Source organism: Shewanella bicestrii (assembly GCF_002216875.1).
Taxonomy (GTDB): Bacteria; Pseudomonadota; Gammaproteobacteria; order Enterobacterales; family Shewanellaceae; genus Shewanella; species Shewanella seohaensis.
On record NZ_CP022358.1, the window covers coordinates 405,489 to 420,358 of the forward strand.

11 protein-coding genes are annotated in these 14,870 nt (G+C 49.1%); 8 read left to right on the plus strand and 3 right to left on the minus strand.

Annotation, left to right across the window (positions count from 1 at the left end):
* Positions 1 to 32 precede the first annotated feature (32 nt).
* Complete coding sequence (locus CF168_RS01900; RefSeq protein ID WP_089066783.1) at positions 33 to 551, plus strand: PH domain-containing protein; 519 nt, start codon at positions 33 to 35, stop codon at positions 549 to 551.
* A gap of 62 nt (positions 552 to 613) precedes the next feature.
* Here the strand turns inward: CF168_RS01900 and rarD are convergent, their stop codons facing one another.
* Both rarD and CF168_RS01910 read right to left on the minus strand, forming a co-directional pair.
* Positions 614 to 1,498 (minus strand): EamA family transporter RarD, encoded by an 885-nt coding sequence (rarD, locus tag CF168_RS01905; protein WP_089066784.1) that lies wholly within the window; start codon positions 1,496 to 1,498, stop codon positions 614 to 616.
* Positions 1,499 to 1,714: 216 nt separating this feature from the next.
* Complete coding sequence (locus CF168_RS01910; protein ID WP_011624318.1) at positions 1,715 to 2,179, minus strand: thioesterase family protein; 465 nt, start codon at positions 2,177 to 2,179, stop codon at positions 1,715 to 1,717.
* A gap of 277 nt (positions 2,180 to 2,456) precedes the next feature.
* Here CF168_RS01910 and recQ point away from each other — a divergent pair, with 277 nt between their 5' ends.
* The gene (recQ, locus tag CF168_RS01915; protein ID WP_089066785.1) at positions 2,457 to 4,280 is read left to right on the plus strand and encodes a DNA helicase RecQ; all 1,824 of its coding nucleotides are present in this window, start codon (positions 2,457 to 2,459) and stop codon (positions 4,278 to 4,280) included.
* On the opposite strand, the gene CF168_RS01920 is transcribed toward recQ, so the two are convergent.
* On the minus strand, positions 4,262 to 6,049 hold the full coding sequence (locus CF168_RS01920) for a diguanylate cyclase (RefSeq protein WP_089066786.1): 1,788 nt from the start codon (positions 6,047 to 6,049) through the stop codon (positions 4,262 to 4,264). The two genes, recQ and CF168_RS01920, sit on opposite strands and share 19 nt — an antisense overlap.
* Positions 6,050 to 6,545: 496 nt before the next feature.
* Here CF168_RS01920 and leuA point away from each other — a divergent pair, with 496 nt between their 5' ends.
* From leuA to glpK, 6 genes are all read left to right on the plus strand, one after another.
* Positions 6,546 to 8,114 (plus strand): 2-isopropylmalate synthase, encoded by a 1,569-nt coding sequence (gene leuA, locus CF168_RS01925; RefSeq protein WP_011624315.1) that lies wholly within the window; start codon positions 6,546 to 6,548, stop codon positions 8,112 to 8,114.
* A 51-nt stretch (positions 8,115 to 8,165) separates the two neighbouring features.
* On the plus strand, positions 8,166 to 9,260 hold the full coding sequence (gene leuB / locus CF168_RS01930; protein WP_089066787.1) for a 3-isopropylmalate dehydrogenase: 1,095 nt from the start codon (positions 8,166 to 8,168) through the stop codon (positions 9,258 to 9,260).
* Positions 9,260 to 10,684: a 3-isopropylmalate dehydratase large subunit gene (leuC, locus tag CF168_RS01935; RefSeq protein WP_089066788.1), complete on the plus strand. Its 1,425-nt coding sequence runs from the start codon at positions 9,260 to 9,262 to the stop codon at positions 10,682 to 10,684. Before leuB ends, leuC begins: the two co-directional genes overlap by 1 nt.
* 24 nt (positions 10,685 to 10,708) lie before the next feature.
* On the plus strand, positions 10,709 to 11,314 hold the full coding sequence (gene leuD / locus CF168_RS01940) for a 3-isopropylmalate dehydratase small subunit (RefSeq protein ID WP_011624914.1): 606 nt from the start codon (positions 10,709 to 10,711) through the stop codon (positions 11,312 to 11,314).
* 528 nt (positions 11,315 to 11,842) lie between these two features.
* A complete protein-coding gene (locus tag CF168_RS01945; protein ID WP_089066789.1) occupies positions 11,843 to 13,189 on the plus strand; it encodes an outer membrane protein transport protein in 1,347 nt (448 codons plus the stop codon).
* 188 nt (positions 13,190 to 13,377) lie between these two features.
* Positions 13,378 to 14,862 carry a glycerol kinase GlpK gene (gene glpK, locus CF168_RS01950; RefSeq protein WP_089066790.1) on the plus strand — a complete coding sequence of 495 codons (1,485 nt, stop codon included), beginning with the start codon at positions 13,378 to 13,380 and terminating at the stop codon, positions 14,860 to 14,862.
* The last annotated feature ends 8 nt before the right edge of the window (positions 14,863 to 14,870 follow it).

Consider the following 14,870-nt stretch of genomic DNA (forward strand, 5'->3'; position numbering starts at 1 on the left):
ATTAAGCTTTTCTTCCTTAAGGACTGCCCACCATGGTGACTCAGTTTTTCTCCCTCGCGCCTCTGACTCAAACTTCAATTTTAAGCTTTATTATCTTGTTGTTAGGTTTAGCAGGCGTACTGTGGATGTTGTGGGTTAAACCTATGCCGAAAGTGGCTAAATCGGCGAGCTTAGGCATCTTGTTAGTGATGATTGGCGGATTTTCTTGGGTGTTTTATCAATCCCATAATGCTGAAATCGCGCTAACCGACACCGAGCTAAAACTCGATATTCCCTACTATAAAGTGCAATTAGCGCGTTCAGAACTGTTAGTCGAGCAGGCGCGTCTTATCGACTTGAAGCAGGAGGCTGATTTAGCGCCCAGCTTTAAAACCAATGGCATAGGTATGCCAGGGTTTCAACTCGGCTGGTTTAATCTGAAGGGGAAAGGTAAGGCATTTGTGGCCGTGACGGATAAATCCGAGCTAGTGTTAGTGCCAACGACGCGAGGCTACAATCTGTTATTGTCAGTGCCCGAGGGCGAGAAGTTTATTAGCCAGCTACAAAAATAGCTGGTTAAGTAGAGGCTCACTTAACCAGTATTTTTGCAACTGTCGGTAGCGGCGTGATCTCATCACGCCGTTTTGCGTTTATAGGCCATATCGAAGGTGAACACCAACAGGGCGCTCCAGATAAAGCCGAAGGTGATGCTCTTCTCTGCATCGAAGGGTTCATTGAATAAGGTTACCGCGAGGATAAACATAATACTCGGGCCGATATATTGGAAAAAGCCGAGCATAGACAATGGAATGCGTACCGCTGCACCGGCAAAACACAATAGTGGAATCGTGGTAACAATCCCGGCTGCCATCAACAATAAATTAAGGTGCCAATCGTTGGTCAGCATATTCGCCGTGGCGCTATCTAAGGTCGCAACCAGATAAACCAATGCGACCGGTAGCAGGATGGCGGTTTCGACTAGCAGACCCGATTTTGCATCCACATTGACCTTTTTACGCAGCAGCGCATATACCCCGAAGGTGCCCGCTAAGGCAAGGGAGACAATAGGGATTGAGCCGAATGAGACTAATTGGATCAGCACGCCAGCACTCGCCAGCGCGACGGCAAACCATTGCAACTTACGTAATCTTTCACCTAAAAACAGCATGCCGAGCAGTACATTCAGTAGGGGGTTAATAAAGTAACCCAAGCTGGCATCCAGCATATGATCGTTATTCACAGCCCAGATAAAAATCAACCAGTTGGCTGCAATTAATAGGGAGGTGATGGTGAGTACGAGTAGCTGTTTGGGCTGTTTAAACAGCTGGCGCAGTTTTCCAAAGCCACCGATAAACAGCATGATGATCACCATAAACACAAATGACCAGATCACCCGATGCAGTAAAATTTCGGTCGCCGAAACATGGTGGAGTAGTTTGAAATATAAGGGCGCAAATCCCCAAATACAGTAAGCACTGACGGCAAGTAGGATCCCTTTGCGGTATTCGTTATCAGGCATGAGACATCTTCGAAGGACAACAGGACGGCGATTGTAGGAGGCTATGGGAATTGACTCAAGGTGTGTGCGGTCGCCTTTTTCGTTACAGGATGTCTCTAATGACCAGTGCTCAACAAAAAGAAGAGGGGAAACACCTGAATAATCAAAGTGTTTCCCTTTAGCTTATCGATGGTGAATGCGGTAAAAAATTTCTAAAAAACGAGGTGTGACAACGGACTAGCCAACCATATAAGTGCCTGTGCCGAAGGCGATATGAGTTCCTTGCTCGTTGTGAAGTTCCATGCGACACACTGAGACGCGATTGCCTGCACGGATCACGCTGCCCGTGCCAGTGAAAACCTGTCCACGCCCGGGGCGCAGGTAATCGACGCGCATATCGATTGTGCCTAAGGTTTGTAGCCGTTGCTGTAACTCCTCAACCGTCCAATCATCACGGCTAGCAACCAGTCCTGCAAAGGCGGTGAGCCCGCCTACCACGTCGAGCACTGTAGCCGTGACACCGCCGTGGAGAATTTGTTGGTGAATATTGCCAATGAGCTCTGGCTTCATATTGATCACCACTTCGACGCCATCTATGTCGTAGCGCTTGATATCCAGACCCAATAAATTATGAAATGGCACATGCTGGTCAAACACTTCGGCAACACGTTTGAGTACTTCGGCTTGAATTGGGTTTGTCATGCTGTTCGTCCTTGTAGGCTGTAGGGCTTCTTAGAATAGGGTCGAAGCATGCGTAATGGCATTCGACTTAGAGCAATTAATCTACAGCCAAGCCTATGCCTAATGCAACTTAAGCCGCTGTGCGAGTAAATCGTCTTAGGCGTTATGATGAGTCGTGGGAACAGGCTAAGTCTACCCCATTAGTTGTTAGCGCAGGATCAGTTTGGACAAGATGGCGCAAGACAGGAGCGTTTCTGTCCTTTAGAATAGGCGCCCTTACTTTTTAGCTAGAAGATCCATGGAAACTCAGTTACTCGACATACATGATGATCCGCTGTCGCAACGCCTAGCGCAGGTGTTTGGTTACCGTGACTTTAGGGACGGTCAGCGCGAGGTTATCGAACGTGTATGCAGTGGTGAGGACTGCCTTGTGATCATGCCCACTGGCGGCGGTAAGAGTCTGTGTTACCAGTTGCCTGCACTGCTGATGCCTGGCATTACTATCGTGGTATCACCACTGATTTCATTGATGAAAGATCAGGTCGATAGCCTGTTGCAGACGGGTGTTAATGCCGCCTATTTAAACTCATCGCAGCCGCGGGAACAAAGTTTAGAGGTGCTTAGGCAGTTGCATAGAGACGAGCTAAAACTGTTGTATGTGTCTCCTGAGCGGTTGCTGACGGCCGATTTTATCGAGCGCATGCGCTCCCTGCCGCTATCCATGTTTGCCATTGACGAGGCGCACTGCATCAGTCAATGGGGACACGATTTTCGTCCCGAATATGCCGCCCTTGGCCAGTTAAAGCAGTTATTTCCCCATGTACCTATGATGGCGCTCACCGCCACAGCGGATCAGGCGACACGGCAAAATATTTGCGAGCGCCTAGGGATTAATCCTTTTAAATTACTATCGAGTTTCGATCGACCCAATATTCGCTATACGGTTGCCGAAAAACTCAATGCCGCTAATCAGTTACGACAGTTTTTACTGCAACAAAATGGCAGTAGTGGCATTGTCTACTGCAGCAGTCGACGCCGTGTGGATGAGGTGGCAGAAAGACTCACCCTGCAAGGGTTTCATGCTAAGGCATACCATGCGGGCATGACACCACAAGAGCGCGGTGAAGTGCAGGATAGTTTCCTTAAAGATCAAATTGATATCGTCGTTGCCACCGTGGCCTTTGGCATGGGGATTAACAAATCTAACGTGCGCTTTGTGGTCCATTACGATATCCCGAAGAGCATCGAAGCCTATTATCAAGAAACTGGCCGAGCGGGCCGTGATGGACTCGAGGCCGAAGCTTTTATGCTGTTTGATCCTGCCGATATTGGTCGAGTGCGCCATCTTATCGAGCAATCTGAGCCAGGGCCGCAGCAGCAGGTGGATTTCCATAAACTCAATACCATGGCTGCATTTGCTGAAGCGCAAACCTGTCGCCGCCAAGTGTTGCTGCATTACTTCGATGAAAGCGCGTTAGAGCCCTGCGGCAACTGCGATATTTGTCTCGACCCACCTAAGCGTTATAACGGCACTGAGGATGCGCAGAAGGTACTTTCTTGCATTTATCGGCTCGGGCAACGCTTTGGTATCAATCACTTGATTGAAGTATTGCGTGGCTCCAAGGGTGCCGCAATTGTCGACAGAGGACACGATAAACTCAGCACTTGGGGCATAGGCAAAGACAAAAGCCATGAATATTGGTTGAGTGTTATTCGTCAGCTCATCCATTTGGGACTGGCGAGCCAAGATATTACTCGGGGCTCATCCATCACCTTAAATCCTTCGTCAAGACCGATCCTTAAGGGCGAGGTGGCGCTAATGTTGGCAGAGCCGCGTATTCAACTGACGAACATTAAGCGCAAAGTCACTCAATCGCGAGCACCGCTGAATTACGACCGCAAACTGTTTGCGAGGCTAAAAGCCCTACGTCGCACGATTGCAGAGGAGCAGGATGTACCGCCATATTTGGTGTTTAACGATGCGACCTTAGCGGAAATGGCGGCCATGATGCCTACCAGTCCCGGTGAGATGTTGGCAGTTAACGGGGTCGGTGAGCGCAAACTCAGCCGATTTGGCAACGATTTCCTCGATGAGATAGCCGCTTATTTAGCGGGGGAATAATCACTTTGCGGATCGCTCACCTTGAGTTTGCCTAACTGGTTAATGCTCGCGCGTTTCACCAGAGAATCCAAAGTATCAAACTGCTGCATCACTGCAATTCCAATGTTCACCTTGTGCGTACCCTGCCACATTTGGATGGTCGGCGTTATCTGGCTAACGACCTTCTGTGCGCCGACTGCAGAGGTATAGGGCAGCACAATAACGATGTCATCTATCGAATAACGCAGCAGTGTGTCCTGCTCACGTAGCTTGTCTTGCAGCTTATCTAGTAAGGGGGGCAGGTCGACTTGGCGTATTTGACTGGCATTAAACAGCAATAATGACAGCGGATAAGCCCCTTGTTTGGCACTGTGCAGTGTCAGCTCAAGTTGCTCCAGTGGAGGAAGATCAGGGGAGGTCGTATTGGACGCTGGCGCGCGGTTATTTTGTTTATCGATGAAATACCAGATCGCGCCCCCGAGAAGCCCCATAGCGACTAAAAATAGTGTGCTGTAGGCCCAGTCGACATTGAGTTCACTCAACAATGAGACATTATGGTGTTGTTGTTCATCGTCGTTGAGTTGCTGTAAACCTTGCTGATTTAACCTGGCTTTGAACTGCAAAATCCGAGTGTTATTCATCGACTCGTTGGCCTGCTCCGCGGCATCGAAACGCTTTTGGACAAACTCATAGGCGAGTTTGTAGTTGCCGTGAGTTTGATAATAATCGCTTAAAATGCCATAAAACCACTTTAGATCAGAGTATTGCTTTAATGACTCTCCCTGCTCTATGGCGGAGTTCATAAGGGCTAACGCCGCTTCATCTCTATGTTGTGCAAACCGGATCTGTGCCAATAAACGGGTCGAGCGCATCATCGCTGCCCGTTGGTTTTGCAGCTTAAAAGTGTTCATGGCAATGGAGATGTATTCTTCGGCAGTGTCCATTCGTCCCTTATCGAGGGCGATTGAAGCCAAAATGGCATAACTATAGGCGAGTTCGAGTGGCGAACCGATTTCTGGCAGCAGAGTTTTGGCTTGTTTTTCTAATTGGTCGCTGTAATCGCGTTCGCCATTATCCAGTGCGATACGGGCGGCGTTACGCAGTAATTCGTGCCTTACTTTTCCTTTGGCATCTTCACTTTTTAATGCCAACTTAGTGTAATACATAGCTTGGGGTAAGTCGTTAGTAGAATAGAGTAAATTCCCCATAGCTGCGTAGACATAGGCCTGTGGTGGCCACACCCAATTTTGGGTTTGCGAATTGATATCGGGATAGATATCGATAGCGATACGTAGATCTTCGATGGCAGAGGAAAAGTTATCCGTATTGGTATCGAGTTGACCCCTGAGCCTGAGTGCATCGATGAGTGCTTGGGGTTGCTGATAACGTCTGGCCAGAGTAATAGCGGAGTCGAGTAGGGGTAAGGCTTCTTGAATGTTGTCGTAGTTCAGATTGGCATCTGCCTGACAATTCAGAAAATAGGGACGTGCCTGATCGAGTTTTAGCTGTTTAGCGCTGGCCTCGCCGAGTTGGGCAAGGTTGATTGCAGCTTCATTTTCCCCTAGTTGCAACAAACTTTGGCATTTGAGCATGCTAAGGCGCAGTCTATTAATATCGTTATATTTATCAGTTTCTTGCAGTTTTTCTAAAGCGGTGATTTGCGCAAATGCCTTAGTGGGATACTGGTAAACTTGCTCAGTGAGCGCATCTAAATCTAACTGGTCGTTAGCACTGACCCATAAAGGGCAAAGCCATAACAACAGGCTTAGCGCTAAGACACGAAAATCCATTTTTTGCTCCATACCCTAAATTGATTCAACTATCCGTAACCGCGGGCGAGGATTATAACGTGTATCAAGGTTTTTTTGCATAAAAAATGATTTTTTTGTTTAAATTTTGAGTTGTCGCATTTTGTAGATTTTTCTCTACCAACAAGGGATTAATCGGGTTCACAGTTACGGTTAATCCCCCTGTTTTGCTATTTTGCAGCAAATAACTCGCAGAACATGAAAAAAATTGGGGTTGACACACTTAGGCAAGCGAGTTAAATATTAACCGTCCTTATTTTGAGCCAATAGAATAAATATTTAATTTAAATGAATAGAATTAGCAGCAAACTCGACCTCCTCCTTCTCTCTCTCGCGCCACAAACGCGGAGGTCTTAGTGTTGCTCGCTCGATAGATAGGCAAAGCATTCACAAACCCCGCACCAATGTTGCGGGGTTTTTTGTATCTGAATACGGCAAAAGTTAAATAATGAACGGTGACGTTCCATGGAGAAACGAGATGTCTAACAGAGTAATTATATTTGATACCACCTTACGTGATGGCGAGCAGGCGTTAGCGGCAAGCCTGTCGGTCAAAGAAAAGTTACAGATCGCCATGGCGTTAGAACGTCTCGGTGTGGATGTGATGGAAGTGGGGTTCCCTGTGTCATCACCCGGTGATTTTGAGTCGGTACAGACCATTGCCCGTACCATCAAAAATAGCCGTGTGTGCGCCTTATCCCGCGCCTTGGAAAAAGATATCGATGCCGCAGCCCAGGCATTATCCGTTGCCGAACAGTTCCGTATTCATACCTTTATCTCCACCTCCACTATCCATGTGGAGAGCAAGTTAAAACGCTCATTCGAGCAAGTGTTGGAGATGGCGGTAGGCGCGGTGAAATATGCCCGTAGGTTTACCGATGATGTGGAGTTTTCCTGCGAAGATGCGGGACGTACGCCAATTGATAACCTGTGCCGTATGGTGGAAGCGGCGATTCATGCGGGCGCTCGTACCATCAATATCCCAGATACTGTGGGTTACACAGTGCCAAGCGAGTTTGGTGGCATTATTCAAACCCTGTTTAATCGCGTACCGAATATCGACCAAGCCATTATTTCGGTTCACTGCCATGATGACTTAGGCATGTCGGTCGCCAATTCGATTACCGCCGTGCAGCATGGCGCCCGCCAAATCGAATGTACCATGAACGGTATTGGTGAGCGTGCGGGTAACTGCTCCCTCGAAGAAATCGCCATGATCTTAGCGACGCGTAAGAATCTGCTGGGAGTTGAAACTGGGATCAACGCCAAGGAGATCCACCGCACGTCGAATCTAGTCAGCCAGTTATGCAATATGCCGATCCAGTCGAATAAGGCGATTGTGGGGGCCAATGCCTTTACCCACTCTTCGGGTATTCACCAAGATGGCATGTTAAAGGCGCAAAATACCTATGAAATCATGACGCCAGAGAGCATTGGCCTAAACCGAAACAACCTGAATATGACTTCGCGCTCCGGCCGCCATGTGATTAAGCATCGCATGGAGGAAATGGGCTACAGTGAGCAGGATTACAATCTGGACGCCCTGTACGAACAGTTTTTACATTTGGCCGATAAAAAGGGCCAAGTCTTTGATTACGACTTAGAAGCCTTAGCCTTTATGGAGGCGCAGGCGGCGGAAGATAACTTCTATCAATTACAGCAGTTAGTGGTGCAGTCCGACTCCACCGAAGGCGTTGCTACGGCCACTGTGCGCATCGATGTCGGCGGTGAAATTAAAACCGAAGCCGCGACTGGTAATGGTCCCGTCGATGCCGCCTATAACGCCATTGCCCGTGCGACGGACCGTCGTATCGATATCATCAGCTACAAATTGGGCGCCAAGGGCGAGGGGCAAAATGCCTTGGGCCAAGTCGACATTACCGCGGTTTACCATGAGCAAAATTTCCACGGTGTCGGGTTAGCGACCGACGTGGTTGAGGCATCAGCCCGTGCGTTAGTGCACGTGATGAACCTGACATGCCGCGCCGATAAGGTCGCAGATTACAAACAGAATATGCATAAAAACAGAGAGCTGGGCGGCGTATAGCCCAAGCGATATTGAGCATAAAGTTTTCACATTGAAGGAGTGAGCGGGCGTATGAGTTATCAAATTGCAGTATTAGCCGGTGATGGGATTGGGCCAGAAGTTATGGCCGAGGCGCGTAAGGTGTTAAAGGCGGTTGAGGCACGTTTTGGTCTTAATATTGAATACACTGAATATGATGTCGGCGGTATCGCCATCGACAACCATGGTTGTCCTTTGCCTGAGGCAACACTGAAGGGCTGCGAGGCGGCCGATGCCATTCTGTTCGGCTCTGTCGGTGGTCCTAAATGGGAAAAACTGCCGCCCAATGAACAGCCCGAGCGTGGTGCTCTGTTGCCGCTACGGGGTCACTTCGAACTGTTTTGTAACCTGCGCCCAGCTAAATTGCATGATGGTTTAGAACATATGTCACCGCTGCGCAGCGATATTTCCGCTAGAGGCTTCGATGTTCTCTGCGTGCGTGAGTTAACGGGTGGGATCTACTTTGGTAAACCTAAGGGGCGCCAAGGTGAAGGTGAGAGCGAAGAAGCCTTCGATACCATGCGTTACAGCCGCCATGAGATTGCCCGTATCGCCCGCATCGCCTTTGAAGCTGCCCGCGGCCGCCGTAAAAAAGTCACTTCGGTCGACAAGGCAAACGTCTTAGCTTGCTCAGTATTGTGGCGCCAAGTGGTAGAAGAAGTGGCGGTGGATTTCCCCGATGTTGAACTGGAACACATCTATATCGACAACGCGACCATGCAGTTGCTGCGCCGCCCCGATGAGTTTGACGTTATGCTGTGCTCTAACTTGTTTGGCGACATTCTATCGGACGAAATCGCCATGTTGACCGGCTCTATGGGCTTGTTGTCTTCGGCGAGCATGAATAGCACTGGCTTTGGTTTGTTTGAACCCGCGGGTGGCAGCGCGCCGGATATCGCGGGTAAGGGCATCGCTAACCCGATTGCACAAATTTTGTCGGCGGCACTGATGCTGCGCCACAGCTTAAAGCAAGAAGAGGCGGCAAGCGCGATCGAACGTGCCGTCAGTAAAGCGCTGAATTCTGGTTATTTAACTGGTGAGCTATTAAGTAGCGACCAACGCCATAAGGCCAAATCGACAGTCGAAATGGGCGACTTTATCGCCGATGCAGTTAAGGCAGGTGTGTAATGACGACTCCTTCAACATCAACCGCTCCGAAAACCCTGTATCAAAAAGTATGGGATGCCCATGTTGTGGCCACCCCAGAGGGCGAAGCGCCGATTATTTATGTCGACAGACATTTAGTTCACGAAGTGACATCGCCTCAAGCTTTTAGTGGCTTAAAAGTGGCGGGGCGTAAGTTACGCGCCCCAGAAAAAACCTTCGCGACCATGGATCACAACACGTCGACACGCAGTGCCAGCCTCGATGCCTTAAGCCCGATGGCACGCACTCAGGTCGAGACCTTGGCGCAAAACTGTAAAGACTTCGGCGTGCGCTTATATGACATTCACCATCCTAATCAAGGGATTGTGCATGTGATGGGGCCTGAGCTTGGCATTACCTTACCCGGCACCGTCATTGTGTGTGGTGATTCCCATACGGCGACTCACGGTGCCTTTGGCGCCTTGGCTTTCGGTATCGGCACTTCCGAGGTGGAACATGTGCTGGCGACGCAAACCCTGCGCCAATTAAAAGCCAAGACCATGAAAATCGAAGTCCGTGGTCAGGTCACCGATGGCGTCACCGCGAAAGATATCGTGCTGGCGATTATCGGTAAGATAGGTATGGATGGCGGTACTGGCTATGTAGTTGAGTTTTGTGGTGAGGCTATTGAAGCACTGTCGATGGAAGGGCGCATGACTGTCTGCAATATGGCGATTGAAATGGGCGCTAAGGCGGGCATGGTTGCGCCGGATCAAACCACTTTTGATTACCTAGAGGGTCGTGAGTTTGCACCAAAGGGCGAAGATTGGGCAGAGGCCGTCGCCGCTTGGAAGGCGCTGAAAACCGATGTCGGTGCTGAGTTTGATGCCACCGTCGTGTTGGATGCGGCCGATATCGCGCCGCAATTGACTTGGGGCACCAACCCTGGACAAGTGGTTGCCATCGATGCGCCTGTGCCTAATCCTGCCGATGAGGCAAATCCAACGATTCGCGCCAGCATGGAAAAAGCGCTGGATTATATCGGCTTGACCGCAGGCACGCCGATGACAGACGTCGCGATTAATAAAGTCTTTATTGGTTCTTGCACTAACTCGCGGATTGAAGATTTACGCAGCGCGGCGAAACAGGCCAAAGGGCGTAAAGTGGCGTCGGGCGTTACGGCAATCGTAGTACCGGGCTCTGGCCAAGTGAAGGCGCAGGCCGAGGCCGAAGGTTTAGATAAAATCTTTATCGAGGCCGGATTCGAATGGCGTTTACCGGGTTGCTCTATGTGTTTGGCGATGAACGATGACAGATTAGAAGCGGGCGATCGCTGCGCCTCGACCAGTAACCGTAACTTCGAAGGGCGCCAAGGTCGTGGTAGTCGCACTCATTTGGTGAGTCCAGCGATGGCGGCTGCGGCGGCAATTGCAGGGCATTTTGTCGATATCCGTAAACCTTACTAACCGTAATCCCAAGAGGAGAAGTTAATGCAACCTTTTACTAGCCATACCGGGCTTGCGGTCATGATCGACAGCGCCAATATCGATACCGATCAAATTATCCCAAAGCAATTTTTATCTAAGGTGACGCGGGATGGATTCGGCGTGCACTTATTCCACGACTGGCGTTATCTCGATGATGCCGGGGATGTGCCTAATCCTGATTTTACTCTAAACAAACCTCGCTATCGCGGTGCGTCGATTTTGCTGGCTCAGGAAAACTTTGGCTGTGGCTCTAGCCGTGAGCATGCTCCGTGGGCACTGGCGGATTTTGGCCTGCGCGCCATTATTGCCCCGAGCTTTGCCGATATTTTTTATGGCAACTCCATCAACAACGGTTTGTTGCCGGTGAAGCTGAGCGCGAATGAAGTGCGTCAGTTAATGGATGAGGTGGCGAGCGAAGAAGGCGCACAAATCACCGTGGACTTAACGACTTGCAAGGTGATATCGCCTTCTGGAGCTGAATTTAGCTTTACACTGGCCGAGTCGGCGCGACATAAATTGCTGAATGGCTTAGATGCTATTGGATTGACCTTGTCCCACGGGACGCAGATAGGTGAGTACGAAGCAAACATTCCTAGCTGGCGCCGCTAAGCATTCGGCGAACACTTGTACCTTAACGTAAGTTAATCTTAAACGCCTAGTTCGAAAACTAGGCGTTTTTGTTATCCATGTTTAATCGGATAACTATAATTTATTGTATTTATTGGATTAAATTAAGAGAAGCATTCCTTGTATCGCAACCAAAATAAACACTAGTGATTTATGCTGAATTTTAATGGTTAAAATGGCTTACAAGTGTTTATAGTGTTTTTTGGTGTTAATTATTTGTTTTTTAAATTTATTTTTCAGTTTTTATTATCTGCATTAAAATATGTTCAGCAAATAAAGTGCTGCATTTCTGCTGGATTTTCTTGTTTTAAAAGTGATTTATCTCACTAAAAATATTGAATGTCTTTTAATAACTAGTTTTTTTATCTGTTTTGTTCCCGCTTGTTGCAAACATCTTCTGCATCGGTAAACTCCCCTGCATTCAATCTGGAGTGTTTGCTCTATTTTGTGTGAACGCCATTGTGACCAAGTTACTGGCACAGATAACAATAATATTTTCTGAGAATAACAATGCAAAAACGTCTTCTGACTTTGGCTGTGACTGCAGCCTTATTAAGCACAACGACTCAAGTCCATGCAGCGGGTTTCCAACTGGCCGAATACTCAGCGACTGGCTTAGGCCGCGCCTTCGCCGGTGAAGCCGCAATTGCCGATAACGCTTCAGTTCAGGGGCGCAACCCAGCGATGCTGACCTATTTAGAAGGTCGTCAGCTGTCTGCTGGTGGTATCTATGTTATGCCTAACGTGGATGTTAAAGGTGATGTGAGCCTAAGCTCGCCATTACTTGGCCCAAATCCAATCGTGATGAACGGCGATGCCATCGATGTGGCTGATGATGCATTAGTGCCTAACTTCTACTATTCCAATCAGTTAAATGACCAATGGACTTGGGGTCTGGCCGTTAACTCTAACTATGGTCTGTCAACCGAGTTACCTAAAACTCACGCCGCGGCGATTTTTGGTAATAAAACTGCCGTTACTACAGTTGAGTTCAACCCTAACATCGCTTACCGCGTGAATGATGCTGTCAGCGTTGGTGGTGGTGTACGTATCGTTTACGGTGAAGGTGAAATCGGTGCTTCGTTACCTGGCTGGGTAGATAGCATCAAACCCAGTTTACCTGCACAAGTATCTGCAATGTTACCGCCGGGTGGCACTGAGCTGAAAAGCATGAAGGGCGACGACATTGGCTACGGTTGGCAACTCGGGACTAGCTGGCAAATCAACCCAGCCAACCGCGTGGGTTTAGCCTATCACAGCGGCGTTAAGTTTGAGTTAGATGGTCACGCTTCTGGTGTGATTTACGATGGTGGCCAAAATCTATCGATTGAAGGTTATATTCCACTTGAACTGCCTGCGTTTGCCGAGCTGTCGTCTTATCACCAATTAACGGATAATTGGGCAATGCATGCCAGCGTTAACTGGACCGATTGGAGCGTATTCGATCAGTTAGTGGCTTACTTCCCTGGTGAAGTTAAACCAAAGGGCGGCTTAGAATCTGACTTAGTGAAAGAAGAAAACTTTGAAGATAACTGGCGCTTTGCCTTAGGTACGACCTACCAAGTGAACAATGAATGGTTAGTGCGTGCGGGAGTGGCCTTAGACAAAACGGCTGCAGCCGATGAGTGGCGTACCACGACTATCCCTGACTCAGACCGTCTGTGGTTCTCTGTCGGTGCTGGTTATCAGGCGACTAAAAACCTGAATGTTGATTTCGCACTGACCTATATCCGTGCCACGGGTGATGCGCCAATCAACGAGCAGCAAAATCTGCTAAACCTCGCCACAGTAAGCTTCAACGGTGAAGCGAGCGGTGATGTTTGGTTAGCCGGTATCCAAATGAGCTACAAGATGTAAGCATCCAGCTTGATGAAAAAGCCCTGAATCTTCAGGGCTTTTTTGTGCCTAAAAGAACGTGGCCGGATACGCATTTGCCCGATGTTGGCTGGTCATGGCCGCCAATTGCGAATATATTCAAAGCATAATCAATGGAGCATTACGTTCTGCGCCATATCAATTGGGTGCAGGGTAAATAGGATAGGCGTGTGCAGAAAAAATATGTAGTGGCTTTAGACCAAGGCACAACCAGCTCACGGGCGATTGTGTTTGACCACGATGCCAATATTGTCAGTGTGTCACAGCGGGAGTTTACCCAGCTTTATCCAAATCCCGGCTGGGTGGAGCATGACCCGATGGAGATCTGGGCGAGCCAAAGTTCGGTGTTAATCGAATCCCTCGCCAGAGCGGGTATTCACAGCGATGAAGTGGCGGCCATTGGTATCACCAATCAGCGCGAAACCACCATTATCTGGGAAAAGGCCACAGGTAAACCCGTCTACAATGCCATTGTGTGGCAGTGTCGCCGCAGCTCAGAAATTTGTGAGCAACTCAAGGCGCAAGGCTTAGAAGATTATGTGCGGGAGAATACGGGTCTCCTGCTCGACCCTTATTTTTCAGGCACTAAGATCAAATGGATCCTCGATAATGTGCCGGATGCGCGCGCGAAGGCCAAACGAGGTGAACTCTTATTCGGCACGGTCGATACTTGGTTGCTGTGGAAACTCACCGAAGGCAAAGTGCATGTGACCGATCCCACCAATGCCGCCCGCACGCTGCTGTTTAATATCCACAGCCTAAGTTGGGACGCAACACTGCTCGAGGCACTCGATATTCCTGCAGCAATGTTGCCCGAAGTGAAACCTTCCTGCAGTGTCTATGGTACAACCCGTATTGCCGGTGAGGGCAGTGAAATTCCACTCGCGGGGATCGCGGGCGATCAACAGGCGGCGCTCTTTGGTCAGCTTTGTGTTGAGCCGGGAATGGCCAAAAACACCTATGGCACTGGCTGCTTTTTATTAATGAATACAGGCAATAAAGCCGTACGTTCATCCCATGGATTATTAACCACAGTAGCGGTAGGCGCCCAAGGTGAAGTGAATTACGCCCTCGAAGGCTCTGTATTTATGGGCGGCGCGACGATTCAATGGCTGCGGGATGAGCTGGGGTTGATTCGCGATGCCAGCGACACCGAATATTTTGCCTCTAAAGTTTCGGATACCAATGGCGTGTATTTAGTACCAGCCTTTGTCGGACTTGGCGCTCCCTATTGGGATCCTAATGCCCGTGGCGCACTGTTTGGGTTAACGCGCGGTGCTAACCGTAATCATATTATCCGCGCGGCATTAGAGTCGATTGCTTACCAGAGTAAGGATTTACTCGATGCCATGATTAAGGACAGTGGTGAGCGGCTAAAATCCCTAAAGGTCGATGGCGGCGCGGTTGCTAATGACTTCCTGATGCAATTTCAAGCGGATATCACCGACGTTGAAGTCTTAAGGCCGAGCGTGTGTGAGACCACAGCGCTTGGCGCAGCCTTTTTAGCGGGTCTTGCGGTTGGTTTTTGGACCTCAGTGACCGAACTTGAGCACAAGGCCTGTATCGATAAACACTTCAAACCGAATATTGATGCGAGTCAAAGAGAGTTGTTATATGCGGGCTGGCAAGATGCGGTGGCTAGAACCCGTTCTTAGTTTCTTTT

Coding starts and splice junctions, on each gene's coding strand:
- CF168_RS01900 (WP_089066783.1), top strand. CDS start 33: ATGGTGACTCAGTTTTTCTCCCTCGCGCCTCTGACTCAAACTTCAATT.
- rarD (WP_089066784.1), bottom strand. CDS start 1,498: ATGCCTGATAACGAATACCGCAAAGGGATCCTACTTGCCGTCAGTGCT.
- CF168_RS01910 (WP_011624318.1), bottom strand. CDS start 2,179: ATGACAAACCCAATTCAAGCCGAAGTACTCAAACGTGTTGCCGAAGTG.
- recQ (WP_089066785.1), top strand. CDS start 2,457: ATGGAAACTCAGTTACTCGACATACATGATGATCCGCTGTCGCAACGC.
- CF168_RS01920 (WP_089066786.1), bottom strand. CDS start 6,049: ATGGATTTTCGTGTCTTAGCGCTAAGCCTGTTGTTATGGCTTTGCCCT.
- leuA (WP_011624315.1), top strand. CDS start 6,546: ATGTCTAACAGAGTAATTATATTTGATACCACCTTACGTGATGGCGAG.
- leuB (WP_089066787.1), top strand. CDS start 8,166: ATGAGTTATCAAATTGCAGTATTAGCCGGTGATGGGATTGGGCCAGAA.
- leuC (WP_089066788.1), top strand. CDS start 9,260: ATGACGACTCCTTCAACATCAACCGCTCCGAAAACCCTGTATCAAAAA.
- leuD (WP_011624914.1), top strand. CDS start 10,709: ATGCAACCTTTTACTAGCCATACCGGGCTTGCGGTCATGATCGACAGC.
- CF168_RS01945 (WP_089066789.1), top strand. CDS start 11,843: ATGCAAAAACGTCTTCTGACTTTGGCTGTGACTGCAGCCTTATTAAGC.